This window comes from Sphingomonas lacunae (assembly GCF_012979535.1).
Lineage (GTDB): Bacteria > Pseudomonadota > Alphaproteobacteria > Sphingomonadales > Sphingomonadaceae > Sphingopyxis > Sphingopyxis lacunae.
On sequence record NZ_CP053015.1, the window covers coordinates 1,423,225 to 1,438,477 of the forward strand.

At 61.5% G+C, this 15,253-nt stretch carries 12 protein-coding genes; 7 read left to right on the forward strand and 5 right to left on the reverse strand.

Features of this window, described 5'->3' with window-relative positions:
* Positions 1-88: 88 nt before the first annotated feature.
* Complete coding sequence (locus GV829_RS06755) at positions 89-880, reverse strand: 3-hydroxybutyrate dehydrogenase (protein ID WP_169948046.1); 792 nt, start codon at positions 878-880, stop codon at positions 89-91.
* Positions 881-1,053: 173 nt separating this feature from the next.
* On the opposite strand from GV829_RS06755, the gene ypfJ reads away from it, so the two are divergent.
* Positions 1,054-1,983: a KPN_02809 family neutral zinc metallopeptidase gene (ypfJ, locus tag GV829_RS06760; protein WP_169945161.1), complete on the forward strand. Its 930-nt coding sequence runs from the start codon at positions 1,054-1,056 to the stop codon at positions 1,981-1,983.
* Between the two features lie 43 nt (positions 1,984-2,026).
* Positions 2,027-2,695, forward strand: a complete 669-nt coding sequence (locus GV829_RS06765) for a phosphorylase family protein (RefSeq protein ID WP_169945163.1) — start codon at positions 2,027-2,029, stop codon at positions 2,693-2,695.
* Positions 2,696-2,745: 50 nt separating this feature from the next.
* Here GV829_RS06765 and GV829_RS06770 read toward each other — a convergent pair whose 3' ends face one another.
* Positions 2,746-2,982 (reverse strand): helix-turn-helix domain-containing protein, encoded by a 237-nt coding sequence (locus GV829_RS06770; RefSeq protein WP_169945165.1) that lies wholly within the window; start codon positions 2,980-2,982, stop codon positions 2,746-2,748.
* Positions 2,982-3,497, reverse strand: a complete 516-nt coding sequence (locus GV829_RS06775; protein WP_169945167.1) for a DUF2975 domain-containing protein — start codon at positions 3,495-3,497, stop codon at positions 2,982-2,984. The genes GV829_RS06770 and GV829_RS06775 overlap by 1 nt, the downstream gene beginning before the upstream one ends.
* 209 nt (positions 3,498-3,706) lie before the next feature.
* Between GV829_RS06775 and GV829_RS06780 the strand changes: the two genes are divergently transcribed.
* The 4 genes from GV829_RS06780 (at position 3,707) to rpoC (ending at position 13,417) form a co-directional block, all read left to right on the forward strand.
* Complete coding sequence (locus GV829_RS06780) at positions 3,707-4,057, forward strand: hypothetical protein (protein ID WP_169945170.1); 351 nt, start codon at positions 3,707-3,709, stop codon at positions 4,055-4,057.
* Positions 4,054-4,611, forward strand: a complete 558-nt coding sequence (locus GV829_RS06785) for a hypothetical protein (protein WP_169945172.1) — start codon at positions 4,054-4,056, stop codon at positions 4,609-4,611. The genes GV829_RS06780 and GV829_RS06785 overlap by 4 nt, the downstream gene beginning before the upstream one ends.
* Before the next feature lie 270 nt (positions 4,612-4,881).
* Positions 4,882-9,039, forward strand: coding sequence for a DNA-directed RNA polymerase subunit beta (gene rpoB, locus GV829_RS06790; RefSeq protein ID WP_169945175.1), 4,158 nt, complete (start codon positions 4,882-4,884; stop codon positions 9,037-9,039).
* Between the two features lie 85 nt (positions 9,040-9,124).
* Positions 9,125-13,417: a DNA-directed RNA polymerase subunit beta' gene (rpoC, locus tag GV829_RS06795; RefSeq protein WP_169945177.1), complete on the forward strand. Its 4,293-nt coding sequence runs from the start codon at positions 9,125-9,127 to the stop codon at positions 13,415-13,417.
* Between the two features lie 126 nt (positions 13,418-13,543).
* On the opposite strand, the gene GV829_RS06800 is transcribed toward rpoC, so the two are convergent.
* Complete coding sequence (locus tag GV829_RS06800; protein WP_169945180.1) at positions 13,544-13,720, reverse strand: PspC domain-containing protein; 177 nt, start codon at positions 13,718-13,720, stop codon at positions 13,544-13,546.
* Positions 13,721-13,760: 40 nt separating this feature from the next.
* Complete coding sequence (locus GV829_RS14375) at positions 13,761-13,895, reverse strand: hypothetical protein (protein WP_281356192.1); 135 nt, start codon at positions 13,893-13,895, stop codon at positions 13,761-13,763.
* Between the two features lie 226 nt (positions 13,896-14,121).
* On the opposite strand from GV829_RS14375, the gene recF reads away from it, so the two are divergent.
* Complete coding sequence (gene recF / locus GV829_RS06805; RefSeq protein ID WP_169945182.1) at positions 14,122-15,231, forward strand: DNA replication/repair protein RecF; 1,110 nt, start codon at positions 14,122-14,124, stop codon at positions 15,229-15,231.
* Positions 15,232-15,253 lie beyond the last annotated feature (22 nt).

Here is a 15,253-nt window from a genome sequence, read left to right on the forward strand (position 1 = left end):
AACAAGGCGTCTGTGTCGCATAGAGCGTGAAAAGCGATGGGGCATCGACGACCTCTCCGGCCCTAACGGGCCTTGTTGGGCAGCCAGCCTATTGCGCGGTCCAGCCCCCGTCCATCGAAACATTGGTCCCGGTCATGCCGCTTCCCGAGTCACTTGCCAGATAAAGCGCCATCGACGCGACCTGTTCCACGGTGACGAACTGCTTGGTCGGCTGGGCGGCAAGCAGAACGTCGTTCATCACCTGCTGGCGGGTCAGGCCGCGCGCCTTCATCGTGTCAGGAATCTGGTTTTCGACTAGCGGGGTCCAGACATAGCCGGGGCTGATCGCGTTGACGGTGATGCCATCGCGCGCGACCTCAAGCGCGACGGTCTTGGTCAGGCCGGCGATGCCGTGCTTGGCGGCGACATAGGCTGCCTTGTTGGGGCTGGCGACAAGGCTGTGAGCCGAGGCGGTATTGATGATGCGACCCCATCCCTTGGCCTTCATCCCCGGCACGGCAAGGCGGATGGTGTGGAAAGCCGCGGTCAGGTTGAGCGCGATGATCCTGTCCCATTTGTCGACCGGAAATTCATCGATCGGGGCGACATGCTGCATCCCGGCATTGTTGACGAGGATGTCGATGCTGCCAAATTGGGCCAAGGCTTCGCCCATCATGGCTTCAATTGCGGTCGCGTCAGTCAGATCGTGCGTCGATACCGTGGTCTGCGGTGCGCCGAGGGCCACGAGCGCCGCCCGCTCGGCTTCGATCGCGGCGGCGTCGCCAAAGCCGTTGACAATGATGTTCGCCCCTTGCGCGGCATAGGCTTTGGCAATGGCTAGACCAATGCCGCTGGTTGATCCGGTGATGAGGGCGGTTTTTCCGGAGAGGCCAAGGGTCATCATGACTATCCTTTGATTGGGGTGCGGGGCATTTGAGATGTGGCGCGGGAGAGGGCCGTATAGCCATGCCTTTCCCCAGTGACCGCTATCAGTCAATCAGTGGTGATGATCATGGTTCATTTTGCAGGCCTGGTGGGTTATGCCAGCGCAGGACCACCAGAAAGGCCGAGCCAATGCGCCTAGACGATTTTGACCCCAGCTCGAACACCCGTGACCTCGGCACCAGCGGCGGTGGCGGGTTCAGCGTGGGTGGCGGTGGTGGTGGCGGTCTTGGCGGCATACTCTTTGCCCTGCTGCCCATGCTCTTCGGTCGCAAGATGGGCTGTGGTACCATCGTGTTGATCGGTGGAGCCCTGCTTTTGTTCAGCATGATGTCCGGTGGTGGTGGTCAGATGGTGGCAGGCGATGCCGCTTCAGGAACCGGCGCGCCTGCGGCCAGTGGTGGACAGGCATGCGACACCGAAGCTGAACTTTTTTCATGCCGTGTGCTCAGTTCCACCGAACAGGTGTGGGGACAGATATTCCAGGGCGAGGGTGAGAGATATCCGCCGCCGACCCTCAATTTCTATACGCGGGAAAATCAGTCGGGCTGTGGTGCGGCACAGGCAGCGATGGGGCCTTTTTATTGCCCGGCCGATCAGGGCATCTATCTCGACACTGATTTCTTCAACGACTTGCGGACCCAATATGGGGCAGCAGGCGATGCGGCCCAAGCCTATGTCATCGCGCATGAAGTCGGGCACCATATCCAGACGGTGACTGGTATTTCCCGTCAGGTCCGGGAGGCACAAAGCCGTGCCGGCGAAGCCGAAGCCAATCAATGGCAAGTGCGCATGGAGTTACAGGCAGATTGCTATGCCGGGGTATGGGCGGCAACCGCCCGGACGCCATCGGGCCAGCCTGTGATCGAACCCGGTGATGTCGAGGAAGCCATGACTGCTGCCCATGCGATCGGCGACGATACGCTGATGCGCGGCGCCGGACGGACACCGGTGGAAAGCATGTTCACCCACGGCAGCAGCGAACAGCGGATGCGTTGGCTCAAGCGAGGTCTCGATACTGGTGACTGGCGTCAGTGCGACACGTTCAACGGACGGGTCTGATTAGGGTTCGGGCCTGAACGGCCGTGCAGGGGAACAGAAGGGAATGTGGGGCATCATTACCGGCCTGCCCGAAGAGGCCGATGCCTTTGCCCCTGATCTGGGCAAGCGCAGCCAACATGGCACCATCGCCTTGCGTCAGTTGGAGTGGCGCGGCCTATCTGTGACATTGGCCTGTGGCGGCATCGGCAAGGTGGCGGCAGCGACGGCAGCGACCCTTTTGGCCAGTCACGTCGGAGCGACACGATTGATGGTGATCGGCACGGCCGGGGCTCTTCTCGCGACGGATGGCGCGCCGCTGTGGTTACGGGGCGCAATACAGCATGATTATGGCGCAGCCCGGCCCGACCGCTTTGCCCATTATGAGGCCGGAGAATGGCCGCTGGGCCCCGACGGTGCCTCCGGCCTGATCGCCATGCCCCAGCCTGCGGGGCTGGGCCTAGGCGAGGCGGTGATTGCCAGCGGCGATTGCTTCGTCGAATGCGGGACGCGCGCCGGGCTGATCCGCGATGCGCTGGGCGCCACGCTGGTGGATATGGAAACGGCGGCGGTGGCGCAGGTGGCGGACATCCTTGGTCTGCCCTGGTGCGCGATCAAGGCCGCGACCGATGAAGCTAATGCCGCCAGCGCCGGCGACTTCCACGCCAATCTCGCCGTGGCGGCACGGCGCGCGGCCGAGGCGGCGGAGCGGGCGGTGCGGCTGATGGCTGGTTGAATGGGCACGGGCAGTTTATCCATGCGGTGATAAAGCGGCCCGTGACGAGTTCATCGCTCGGTATTTTCCGTTTCTGTCAACGCTGAGCCATCAAAGCGGAGCAAGTCGCCGGGCTGGCACTCCAGCGCCAGGCAGATGGCATTGAGGGTAGAAAAGCGGATTGCCTTGGCCTTGCCGGTCTTGAGGATCGACAGGTTGGCCAGGGTGATGTCCACCTTTTCGCTCAGTTCGGTCAATGTCATGCGGCGTTGCCACAGCAGGTCGTCCAGATTGACGCGGATTGCCATCACACGGTTCCTTCCAGCTCATCGCGCATCGCCGCGCCTTCACGGAATACCTGAGCGAGGATGAAGAGCATCAGCGCGGCCAGCCAGCCGGTGAGGCTGAAGGTCCATTCGAAGGGACTGGCACCATCACCTGCGCTGAAATCGGCCCACATTGCCACCGCGCCATAGGCCAGATCGAGCAGGTTGATACCGATCAGCGCCCAAGCGATGGTTCGCAACCTATCGGCGTTGACCAGACTGAGGGCGTTGCCGCCCGGGACCGAGTCGATCATCGCGATCAGTCGCGTGAACAGAATATGGACCAGCAGGATGATGGGCGCCGTAATGATGACCACCCAACGCAGCGCAACCAGGAGAGTCTCGGCAGACAGGGCGGGATCAGAGCGGCTCAGTGAGTCTGCCATTTGGCTCGGGAAGACAAAGGCAAGAGCGCCCAAAGCGAGGAGGATAGCAATGCCCGCTATCCAGTTCAGCATATTCATGATCCGCAGGATCCAGCGGCTGGTCGTCAACATGGTCCATCTCCTTTTCTGATATGCAATATATGACATATTGAAAAACAATATGCAATACAATGAAAAACGATGTTTGCGTAGGCCTTGCGATGCAAGCAACCAATTGAACGTCAATACGAAAATCCGCGATCGGGGTTCTTCCCTTTGATTGCGGTCAATGCGCGCTGGCTGGGAACCGGCTCAAAAGCAGGTCGCAGAGGAGAGGTGGAATGAAGGCGATTCTCGGGGTTATGGCGGCTGGACTTGCGCTGTTTGCAGCGGCCGAAGGTGCATCTGCCCAGTCGGCCGACAGCTGTGTCAGCAATTGTCTGGCACGCATGCGGCAATGCGGCGCGACGGAAGAGTGTGCGGCAGAAGCACGCAGCTGCTCGCAACGCTGCACTGGCGATACGGCAGCTCGCACCTTCTATTGCCGGGCGGAGGGGCATAATGCCTATAATGATGGCATGTGCCTTGGCGACGCCGGAGACACTCTGGAAGAGCAGCGCCGCGCATGTGTCCGCCGGTTCACCAGCCAGACAGGAGGGTCGCCATCGAGCGTGACCTGCACACCACAATGAGCGCGCGCAGGCTTTTTGCCTTGGTGGGCTGCAGCCTTGCCTCCACAGCCTGCGCCCACGCGCAGGTACCGGAACCGGTGCAAGGCGAGCGAACTGTCTATGAGTTGCGGGTCACCGGCTATGGCTCACGCAGTCAGGGCGTCCGTGGCGTCCTGTTTGACGCCGCCGGGCAGGAAATCGCTGAAGATGGGGCTGGCCAGTCTGTCGATACGCCGGTCGGCCGTTTCCGCTATGTAGAATGCCGTCATCTGTGGTCGGTTTGCGGTTACTTCCGCGAGGCGGCAACTGTACCAGCCTATCCCGGACCGCCTGTCGACCCGCAAAAACATGAGGTCGTGGTCTGGCGGCTGACGGTGACGGGAATGCCCGCGCCGAACCGCTGGCAAGCCTATCTGTTCGATGATCGCATGGTTGCCGTCGGGGCACCGGAGGGCGGCATCGTTCTTGAGACACCGCTCGGCCTGTTCCGGACTCAATCAGTGTCCTTTGGCGCGGTCGGTGGCGCCGGGCCGTTGCCCGAAGAGTGGGTCAACGGGGCTCCCGCGCAACCTTGACTGTCGATTGCGCCGGTGAGCAATCGGATATGGGTCAAGCCGCTCCATGTTTGACATGAAGGGCGGTTTTCCCTAACAGCTAGCCCGTCCAGCCTGATCGGGACAGGGGTGCCGTCGCGCAGCATCCTCTCGCATGGATCAGGAAACACAGGACTTTCGCGACCGTTGATGAGCCGGGCTGATCCGAAAGGGTGAGCTGTGCGGCCCGTTTGCGCGTCGCGTTTTTGCGTTGGCGAACGACGATTTTTCAACGGGAAGGCACTCCTCCTCATGGCAACCAAGGCTCCGGCGAGCACCACGACAGCCAAGCGTATCCGCAAGCTGTTCGGCAACATCCACGAAGCGATCAGCATGCCGAATCTCATCGAGGTTCAGCGCGAAAGCTATGAGCAGTTCCTGCGCTCCGATCCGTCGATCGGCTATGTGTCGGGCCTCGAAAAAACGCTGCGCAGCGTTTTCCCGATCCGTGACTTCGCCGGCACTGCCGAGCTCGACTTTGTGCATTATGTGCTCGAAGATCCGAAGTATGACACCGAGGAATGCCGCCAGCGCGGGCTGACCTATGCCGCCCCGATGAAGGTGACGCTGCGCCTGATCGTGTTCGAAGTGGACAGCGAGACGGAAACCCGCTCGGTCCTCGATATCAAGGAACAGGACGTCTACATGGGCGACATGCCCCTGATGACGGACAATGGCACCTTCATTGTCAATGGCACCGAACGCGTCATCGTCAGCCAGATGCACCGCTCGCCGGGTGTGCTGTTCGACCATGACCGGGGCAAGACGCACGCTTCGGGCAAGTTCCTGTTCGCCGCACGCGTTATTCCTTACCGCGGCTCGTGGCTCGATTTCGAATTTGACGCCAAGGACATTGTCAATGTCCGCATTGACCGCAAGCGCAAGCTGCCGGTCACCAGCCTGCTTTATGCGCTGGGTCTGAACAGCGAGGAAATCCTCAACCACTTCTACACCACGCACACCTTTGAACGTGCGTCGGATGGCTGGAAGATTCCCTATAACGCCGAAGCATGGCGCGGTGTGAAGCCGTCGTTCGACGTCGTCGATGCCAGCACTGGAGAGGTCGTGTTCCCGACCGGCGCCAAGATCAGCCCGCGGCTCGCCAACAAGGCGGGCAAGGACGGCCTGACCACGCTGCTGATCCCGACTGAAGAAATTTTCGGCCGCTACTCGGCGTTTGACCTGATCAATGAATCGACCGGTGAGATCTACATCGAAGCCGGCGACGAAGTGACGGCTGAGAATCTCGAAAAGCTCGATAAGGCCGGCATTGACCGCCTCGAATTGCTCGACATCGACCATGTCTCGACCGGCCCGTGGATCCGCAACACGCTCAAGGTCGACAAGGCCGAGGATCGCGACCATGCGCTGAGCGACATTTACCGCGTCATGCGTCCTGGTGAACCGCCGACCCGCGAAACCGCCGAAGCGCTGTTCGAAGGCCTGTTCTTCGATGCTGACCGCTATGACCTGTCGGCGGTTGGCCGCGTCAAGCTCAACATGCGTCTTGGCCTCGATGCCGCCGACGATCACACCACGCTGCGCCGCGAGGACATCCTCGCCGTGGTCAAGGAACTGGTCGACCTCAAGGACGGCAAGGGCGAAATCGACGACATCGACAATCTCGGCAACCGCCGCGTGCGTTCTGTCGGCGAACTGCTTGAAAACCAGTATCGCGTCGGCCTGCTGCGCATGGAACGCGCGGTCAAGGAGCGCATGAGCTCGGTCGATGTCTCGACCGTCATGCCGAACGATCTGATCAACGCCAAGCCGGCGGTCGCCGCGGTGCGTGAATTCTTCGGCTCGTCGCAGCTGTCGCAGTTCATGGACCAGACCAACCCGCTGTCCGAAGTGACCCACAAGCGCCGCGTCTCGGCGCTCGGCCCGGGTGGTCTGACCCGTGAGCGCGCTGGCTTCGAAGTCCGCGACGTTCACCCGACCCACTATGGCCGCATCTGCCCGATTGAAACGCCGGAAGGCCCGAACATCGGCCTGATCAACTCGCTGTCGACCTTTGCCCGCGTCAATAAGTACGGTTTCATCGAAACGCCGTATCGCAAGGTCATCGACGGCAAAGTGACCGACGAGGTTGTCTATCTGTCCGCCATGGAAGAGCAGAAGCACACCGTCGCGCAGGCATCGGCCGAAACCAATGCCGACGGCAGCTTTGTTGAGGAATTGGTCTCCGCCCGTGAAGCAGGCGAATTTGTCATGGCGCCGCGCAACACGGTGACGCTGATGGACGTGTCGCCGAAGCAGCTGGTCTCAGTTGCTGCCTCGCTGATCCCGTTCCTCGAAAATGACGACGCCAACCGTGCGCTCATGGGCTCGAACATGCAGCGTCAGGCCGTGCCGCTGGTGCGCGCCGAGGCGCCGTTCGTCGGCACCGGCATGGAAGCGACTGTCGCCCGCGATTCGGGTGCCGCCATCGCCGCCCGCCGCGCCGGCATCGTCGACCAGGTGGACGCAACGCGTATCGTTGTCCGCGCCACCGGCGAAGTCGAAGCCGGCAAGTCGGGCGTCGACATCTATCGCCTGATGAAGTTCCAGCGGTCGAACCAGTCGACCTGCATCAACCAGCGCCCGCTGGTGAAGGTCGGCGATCTGGTCAACGCCGGTGACATCATCGCCGACGGTCCGTCGACTGAAATGGGTGAACTCGCACTTGGTCGCAACGTTCTCGTCGCCTTCATGCCTTGGAATGGCTACAACTACGAAGACTCGATCCTGATCAGCGAACGCATCGTCAAGGACGACGTCTTCACCTCGATCCATATCGAGGAATTTGAAGTCATGGCCCGCGATACCAAGCTCGGGCCGGAAGACATCACCCGCGACATTCCGAACGTCGGTGAAGAAGCGCTGCGCAACCTCGACGAGGCGGGCATCGTTTACATCGGCGCGGAAGTCGAGCCGGGCGACATCCTCGTCGGCAAGATCACACCGAAGGGCGAAAGCCCGATGACGCCGGAAGAAAAGCTGCTGCGCGCCATCTTTGGCGAAAAGGCGAGCGACGTCCGCGACACCTCACTGCGTCTGCCCCCGGGCGTTGCCGGCACTGTCGTTGAAGTCCGGGTATTCAACCGTCATGGCATCGACAAGGATGAGCGTGCCATGGCCATCGAACGCGAGGAAATCGAGCGTCTGCAAAAGGACGCCGACGACGAGCGCGGCATCCTCAACCGCGCCAGCTATGCCCGCCTGAGGGAAATGCTGGTCGGCCAGGTCGCCGCCGGTGCGCCCAAGGGCGTCAAGAAGGGCAGCGAAATCACCACCGACCTGCTCGACGAAGTCGAAAAGGCTGACTGGTGGAAGTTCGCCGTCGCCGACGACAAGGTGCAGGGCGATCTCGAGGCCGTGCGCGCCCAGTATGACGACGCGGTCAAGCTGATCAACGACAGGTTCGAGGACCGGGTTGAAAAGCTGCAGCGTGGTGACGAACTGGCGCCGGGCGTGCTCAAGATGGTCAAGGTGTTCGTCGCGGTGAAGCGCAAGCTGCAGCCAGGCGACAAAATGGCTGGCCGTCACGGTAACAAGGGCATCATCAGCCGCATCCTGCCGCAGGAAGACATGCCGTTCCTTGAAGACGGGACTCCGGTCGACTTCGTGCTCAACCCGCTCGGCGTGCCGAGCCGCATGAACGTCGGTCAGATCTTTGAAACGCACCTTGGCTGGGCCGCGCGCGGTCTCGGCAAGAAGATCGGCGAGGCACTCGATAGCTGGCGGGCGGAAAATCCGAACCCGGTCGCCGGTCAGGCGCCGGAAGCGGTTCGCGAGATCCTGCGTTCGGTCTATGGCGAGTCCTATACTGACGAGATCGACGGCCGTTCGGCCGAGCAGATTGTTGAGCTGGCTGAAAATGTCCGCGCTGGTGTGCCGATGGGCTCCCCGGTGTTCGACGGCGCGGTCGAAGCCGATGTCACCAACATGCTCAAGCTGGCCGGTCTCGATGAATCGGGTCAGGTCGACCTGTATGACGGCCGAACCGGTGACCGGTTCGACCGCAAGGTGACCGTTGGCCAGAAATATGTGCTGAAACTGCACCACCTTGTCGACGACAAGATCCACGCCCGTTCGATCGGCCCGTACAGCCTCGTCACCCAACAGCCGCTGGGCGGCAAGGCCCAGTTCGGCGGTCAGCGCTTCGGGGAAATGGAGGTCTGGGCCCTTCAGGCCTATGGCGCAGCCTACACCCTGCAGGAAATGCTCACGGTCAAGTCGGACGACGTGGTCGGCCGTACCAAGGTCTATGAGGCGATCGTCAAGGGTGACGACACGTTCGACGCCGGCATTCCGGAAAGCTTCAACGTTCTGGTCAAGGAAATGCGCTCGCTCGGCCTCAATGTTGAGCTCAAGAGCATCGACGAGATCGAGGACGGGAGCGATTCCCTGCCCGAGGCTGCCGAATAAGTGACAGTTACGCGGGTGCCGGACTCATCCGGTGCCCGCCACTGCCGCCGCTGACAGAATTTTCCCTCGACTGTGAGGACAAGACATGAACCAGATCACCAACTTCATGAACCCGGTCGCCAAGCCGGAGACGTTTGACCAGATCAAGATCGGCATCGCCTCACCTGACCGTATCCGCAGCTGGTCTTTCGGCGAGATCAAGAAGCCCGAAACGATCAATTACCGCACGTTCAAGCCCGAACGTGACGGCCTGTTCTGCGCTCGCATTTTTGGTCCGATCAAGGATTATGAGTGCCTGTGCGGCAAGTACAAGCGGATGAAGTATAAGGGCATCGTCTGCGAAAAGTGCGGTGTCGAAGTCACCGTGACCAAGGTGCGCCGTGAGCGCATGGGCCATATCGAACTGGCCGCGCCGGTTGCGCACATCTGGTTCCTGAAGTCGCTGCCGAGCCGCATCGGCCTGCTGCTTGACATGCAGCTCAAGCAACTCGAGCGCGTCCTCTATTTCGAGCAGTATATCGTTCTTGAGCCGGGCCTGACCCCACTCGAAAAGATGCAGTTGCTGACCGAAGACGAGTTGCTCGACGCGCAGGATGAATATGGCGAAGACGCTTTCTCGGCCGGCATCGGCGCCGAGGCGATCCGCGTGCTGCTCGAAAATCTCGATCTCGAGGGCGAACGGCTGGCGCTGATGGAAGAGTTGGCGACGACCAAGTCGGAGCTCAAGCCCAAGAAGATCATCAAGCGTCTGAAGGTTGTCGAGAGCTTCATTGAATCGGGCAACCGCCCCGAATGGATGATCCTCCAGGTTGTGCCGGTCATTCCGCCCGAACTGCGCCCGCTTGTGCCACTCGACGGTGGCCGCTTCGCGACGTCGGATCTGAACGATCTCTACCGCCGCGTCATCAACCGCAACAACCGCCTGAAGCGGCTGATGGAACTGCGCGCGCCGGACATTATCGTCCGCAACGAAAAGCGCATGCTGCAGGAAGCCGTTGACGCCCTGTTCGACAATGGCCGCCGTGGCCGTGTGATCACCGGCGCCAACAAGCGCCCGCTGAAGTCGCTGTCTGACATGCTCAAGGGCAAGCAGGGCCGTTTCCGCCAGAACCTGCTCGGCAAACGCGTCGACTATTCGGGCCGTTCGGTCATCGTCACCGGTCCTGAGCTCAAGCTGCACCAGTGCGGCCTGCCCAAGAAGATGGCGCTCGAGCTGTTCAAGCCGTTCATCTACGCGCGTCTCGATGCCAAGGGTCTTTCTATGACCCTGAAGCAGGCGAAGAAGTGGGTTGAAAAGGAACGCCGAGAAGTCTGGGACATCCTCGATGAGGTGATCCGCGAGCATCCGGTCATGCTCAACCGCGCCCCGACGCTGCACCGTCTCGGCATCCAGGCTTTCGAGCCGGTGCTGATCGAAGGCAAGGCGATCCAGCTGCACCCGCTTGTCTGCTCGGCCTTCAACGCCGACTTCGACGGTGACCAGATGGCCGTCCACGTGCCGCTTTCGCTGGAAGCCCAGCTCGAAGCCCGCGTGTTGATGATGTCGACCAACAACATCCTGTCACCGGCCAACGGCAAGCCGATCATCGTTCCGTCGCAGGACATGGTTCTGGGTCTCTATTATCTCAGCCTCGAGCGTGAGGGTGAGCCCGGTGAAGGCATGCTGCTCGCCGACATGGCCGAAGTGCATCATGCGCTCGACGCCGGCGCGGTTACGCTGCACAGCAAGGTCATCACCCGCGTGCCGCAGACCGACGAAGCGGGTCAGACCTATCTGAAGCGCTTTGAAACGACGCCGGGCCGCATGCTGATCGGCGAATGCCTGCCCAAGTCGCACAAGGTGCCGTTCGAAATCGTCAACCGCCTTCTCACCAAGAAGGAAATCGGTGACGTCATCGATCAGGTCTATCGCCACACCGGCCAGAAGGAGACGGTGCTGTTCGCCGACGCCATCATGGCGCTGGGCTTCCGCCACGCGTTCAAGGCCGGCATCTCGTTCGGCAAGGACGACATGATCATCCCCGACGCCAAGATTGAAATGGTCGATGAGACCAAGGCGCTGGTGAAGGATTATGAACAGCAATATCAGGACGGCCTGATCACCCAGCAGGAAAAGTACAACAAGGTGATCGACGCCTGGAGCCGTTGCGGTGACCAGGTCGCCAACGCCATGATGGACGAGATCAAGGCGACGCCGAAGGGCGACGACGGCCGTCTCGCGCCGATCAACTCGGTGTATATGATGGCGCACTCCGGTGCCCGTGGTTCGCAGACCCAGATGAAGCAGCTCGCCGGCATGCGCGGCCTGATGGCCAAGCCGTCGGGTGAGATCATCGAAACGCCGATCATCTCGAACTTCAAGGAAGGTCTGACCGTTCTTGAATATTTCAACTCGACCCACGGCGCCCGCAAGGGCTTGGCCGACACCGCACTCAAGACGGCGAACTCGGGTTACCTCACCCGCCGTCTGGTCGATGTCAGCCAGGATTGCACCATCGTCGAGGATGATTGCGGCACCGAACGCCATCTGGAAATGCGCGCCATCGTCCAGGGTGGTTCGACCATCGCCTCGCTGGGTGAGCGTATCCTCGGCCGCACGCTGGCGGAAGACATTGTCGATGCCAAGACGGGCGACGTAGTGGCACCTGCTGGACTACTGCTCGAAGAGCATCACATCGCCGCGATTGAAGCGTTGGGCATCCAGTCGGCCCAGATCCGTTCGCCGCTGGTGTGCGAAAGCAAGACCGGCGTCTGCGGCAAGTGCTACGGGCGTGACCTCGCCCGTGGTACGCCGGTGAACATCGGTGAAGCGGTCGGCGTCATCGCCGCCCAGTCGATCGGTGAACCCGGAACGCAGCTGACCATGCGTACCTTCCACATCGGTGGTGCGGCCCAGCTCAACGAACAGTCGCACCTCGAAGCGCTCGCCGATGGCACGATCCAGTATCGCGACATGCCGACGATCACTGACTCGCGCGGTCGCCGCCTCAGCCTCGCCCGTGGTGGCGAGCTGGCGATGATCGACAATGAGGGCCGTGAACGCGCCGTCCACAAGCTGCCCTATGGTGCCAACATCCTCGTGGAGGATGGTGCCACGGTGGCCCAGGGCGACCGGATTGCCGAATGGGATCCGTTCACCATGCCGGTGATCACCGAACAGCCTGGTGTGGTGCGTTATCAGGATCTGCTTGACGGCAAGACCCTGACCGAAGTGGTCGACGAAGCAACGGGTATCGCCCAGCGCGTGGTCATCGAATATCGCGCGTCGGGTCGTGGCAAGAAGGAAGACCTGCAGCCGCGTCTGACCCTGCTCGACGAAGCGTCCGGTGAGGCGGCACGCTATCTGTTGGCTTCGGGCACAACCATCTCGGTCGAGGACGGCCAGACGGTGGAAGCCGGTGACGTGCTGGCCCGTGTCAGCCGTGAAGCCGCCAAGACCCGTGACATTACCGGTGGTCTGCCGCGCGTTGCCGAACTGTTCGAAGCCCGCAAGCCCAAGGACAATTCGGTGATCGCCAAGATCAGTGGCCGTATCGAATTCCTCAAGGACTATAAGGCGAAGCGCAAATTCGCGATCGTCCCCGAGGAAGGCGATCCGGTCGAATATCTGTTGTCCAAGTCGAAGCGGATCGAAGTGCAGGAAGGTGACTTCGTCAAGAAGGGCGACACCATCGTTTCTGGTTCGCCTGACCCGCACGATATTCTGGAAGTGATGGGCATTGAGGCGCTCGCCGCCTATCTCGTCTCCGAAATCCAGGAAGTCTATCGCTTGCAGGGTGTGAAGATCAACGACAAGCACATCGAGGTGATCGTTCGCCAGATGCTGCAAAAGGTCGAGATCACTGTGGGTGGCGACACCACCCTGCTCCCGGGCGAGCAGGTTGACCGTGAGGAAATGGACGAGATCAACAGCCGTCTGGCAAAGGGTCAGCGTCCGGCCGAAGGCAAGCCGGTGCTGCTCGGCATTACCAAGGCGAGCCTGCAGACCCGGTCGTTCATCTCGGCCGCGTCCTTCCAGGAAACGACTCGTGTCCTCACCGAAGCCTCGGTGCAGGGCAAGGTCGATACGCTGATGGGTCTCAAGGAGAATGTCATCGTCGGCCGTCTCATCCCCGCCGGTACCGGTGCGGCGATGAACCGTATCCGCGTGACCGCATCGTCGCGTGACGCGGCACTGCGCGCATCAATGCGGGCGGCCAATGAGGCACATCTTGTTGCCCCTGACACGGCGGCGGAAGAGCATGCGGCTGAACTGGCACAGGGCCCGGAAGCTGCGATTGGCGATGATCCGCTGGCTGCGGTCGAAGGTCCGACCCACGGCACCGATGCTGATGCCGGTGACTATCTGAACCCGGAAGCGGCTGACGGCGAGGAATAAGCTCCTCCCGTTCTCCAAGGCCAAAAGAAAAAGCCCCGCCGGTTCAACCGGTGGGGCTTTTTTGTGGTTGGGCCGGCTGGTTGCACCGGCACCGTGGCGCGCCCTCCCCGCCGGGCGGGGAGCGCATCAATCCGCTATCAGGGCGAGGGCGAAGTAGAGCAGGATCGGGAAGCCGAAACCGAGCAATACCGAGCCAATGAAGGACAGGCGCACCAGCAACGGATCAACGTCAAAGCGGGCGGCCAGACCTGAGCAGACGCCCAGAAACTTGCGGCTTGCGCGGTCGAGTTGAAAACTGTTCATCGATTGCTCCTCTTCGGAAAGGGGGAAAGGTCGCGTCGGTTCAGGCAGCGGCGGCGGACAGGGCGGCTACCGAAGGCACTGCCGTGACGGCGAACAAAATGGTCGTCGAAAACAGGGCGATGGCAACGGCAGCGGCATAGCTGGTGGCGGCGGCGGTATCGATTTTGAACATCATGGGTCTCCTCTGAAACATGGAACCGGCGGGTGCCGGACATGCCGCATCCTTTGCAGGGACCGTGCCAATTCGAGAATCCGGCAAATTGGGGAGCTTTTGACAGCCGCACTTGCGAAATATGCGGCGAAAAAAACCAAGGTGAGGTGAAAAACACTTAATCGATGCATTCTACACATAGAAAATGCGCCGTGGCGAGGCTTGCCGCCATAGGCTAGAGCAGGGGCGCATGTTCGTCGCCCGCCTTTCCCTGACCGATTTCCGTAACCATGCGTCCAGCGAAATCGGCGCCCGGCCGGGGTTGGTCGTCCTTGCCGGACCCAATGGGGCAGGAAAAACCAACATATTGGAAGCCCTGTCACTGCTTGCGCCCGGCCGGGGGCTGCGCGGCAGTGCCTTGCCCGAGATGGTACGGGAAGGCGCCACTGACGGTTTCGCTGTCGCCGCTGATTGCCATGGCGAGGATGATGGCCTCGCGCCAATCCACATTGGCACCGGGACGCGAGGATCAGCGCCGGGTCGCCGACGGGTGCGGGTGAACGGGGCAGACGCCGCTGCGACTTCATTGGGAGAATGGTTGTCCTTTGTCTGGCTGACTCCGGCGATGGATCGCCTGTTTGTCGAAGGTGCGGGACAGCGGAGGCGCTTCCTCGATCGCATGGCTTTGGCACTGGAACCATCCCATGCCAGCCATGCAAGCCGCTATGAAGCTGCGATGCGGGCACGCACCCGCTTACTGGGTGAGGATGGTCCCTGGGATACTGTCTGGCTTTCCGCACTGGAGGCTCAGATGGCGGAGCATGGCGAGGCCCTGGATGCTGCGCGGCACAGCCTGGTGACAAGTCTTCAGTCCTGCTTGGCTGCATCGCCCGATTCGGCCTTTGCTCGACCCTCCATTGCGCTGGTTGAGGGTGATTCTTCTCCGGCCCGTCGGTGGAGAGTGGAGGAACTGGCGTCGGCACAGGCTCGTTCGCGTCAGGCGGATGCCAGGGCCGGACGGGCATTGGTGGGGCCGCACCGCGTCGATTTGCATGTGGTCCACGCCAGTAAGGGGCAGGTGGCAGCGCGCTGTTCAACCGGGGAGCAAAAGGCGCTGCTCCTCTCGATTGTGCTGGCCCATGGGGATCTGGTGGCGCGGGCACGCGGCCAGCGACCAATCCTGCTCCTTGACGAACTGGCCGCCCATCTCGACCCGCTCAGGCGCACGGCCTTGTTCGAGCGCCTGACAGCGGGCGGCGGCCAGATCTGGATGACAGGTACCGAAATGGCTTTGTTTGACGGTGTGCCGCCTGACGCGACCCGGCTCGAGGTCGCGCAGGGAGCGATTATCGGGAAATAATTGCAAAACATTCGCATTAGCG

Bases quoted from the DNA above. Each gene is read 5' to 3' on its own strand.
- GV829_RS06775 (WP_169945167.1), bottom strand. From the start codon at position 3,497: ATGTTGACGACCAGCCGCTGGATCCTGCGGATCATGAATATGCTGAAC.
- recF (WP_169945182.1), top strand. From the start codon at position 14,122: ATGTTCGTCGCCCGCCTTTCCCTGACCGATTTCCGTAACCATGCGTCC.
- GV829_RS14375 (WP_281356192.1), bottom strand. From the start codon at position 13,895: ATGATGTTCAAAATCGATACCGCCGCCGCCACCAGCTATGCCGCTGCC.
- rpoC (WP_169945177.1), top strand. From the start codon at position 9,125: ATGAACCAGATCACCAACTTCATGAACCCGGTCGCCAAGCCGGAGACG.
- GV829_RS06800 (WP_169945180.1), bottom strand. From the start codon at position 13,720: ATGAACAGTTTTCAACTCGACCGCGCAAGCCGCAAGTTTCTGGGCGTC.
- rpoB (WP_169945175.1), top strand. From the start codon at position 4,882: ATGGCAACCAAGGCTCCGGCGAGCACCACGACAGCCAAGCGTATCCGC.
- GV829_RS06785 (WP_169945172.1), top strand. From the start codon at position 4,054: ATGAGCGCGCGCAGGCTTTTTGCCTTGGTGGGCTGCAGCCTTGCCTCC.
- GV829_RS06780 (WP_169945170.1), top strand. From the start codon at position 3,707: ATGAAGGCGATTCTCGGGGTTATGGCGGCTGGACTTGCGCTGTTTGCA.
- GV829_RS06765 (WP_169945163.1), top strand. From the start codon at position 2,027: ATGTGGGGCATCATTACCGGCCTGCCCGAAGAGGCCGATGCCTTTGCC.
- GV829_RS06755 (WP_169948046.1), bottom strand. From the start codon at position 880: ATGACCCTTGGCCTCTCCGGAAAAACCGCCCTCATCACCGGATCAACC.
- GV829_RS06770 (WP_169945165.1), bottom strand. From the start codon at position 2,982: ATGGCAATCCGCGTCAATCTGGACGACCTGCTGTGGCAACGCCGCATG.
- ypfJ (WP_169945161.1), top strand. From the start codon at position 1,054: ATGCGCCTAGACGATTTTGACCCCAGCTCGAACACCCGTGACCTCGGC.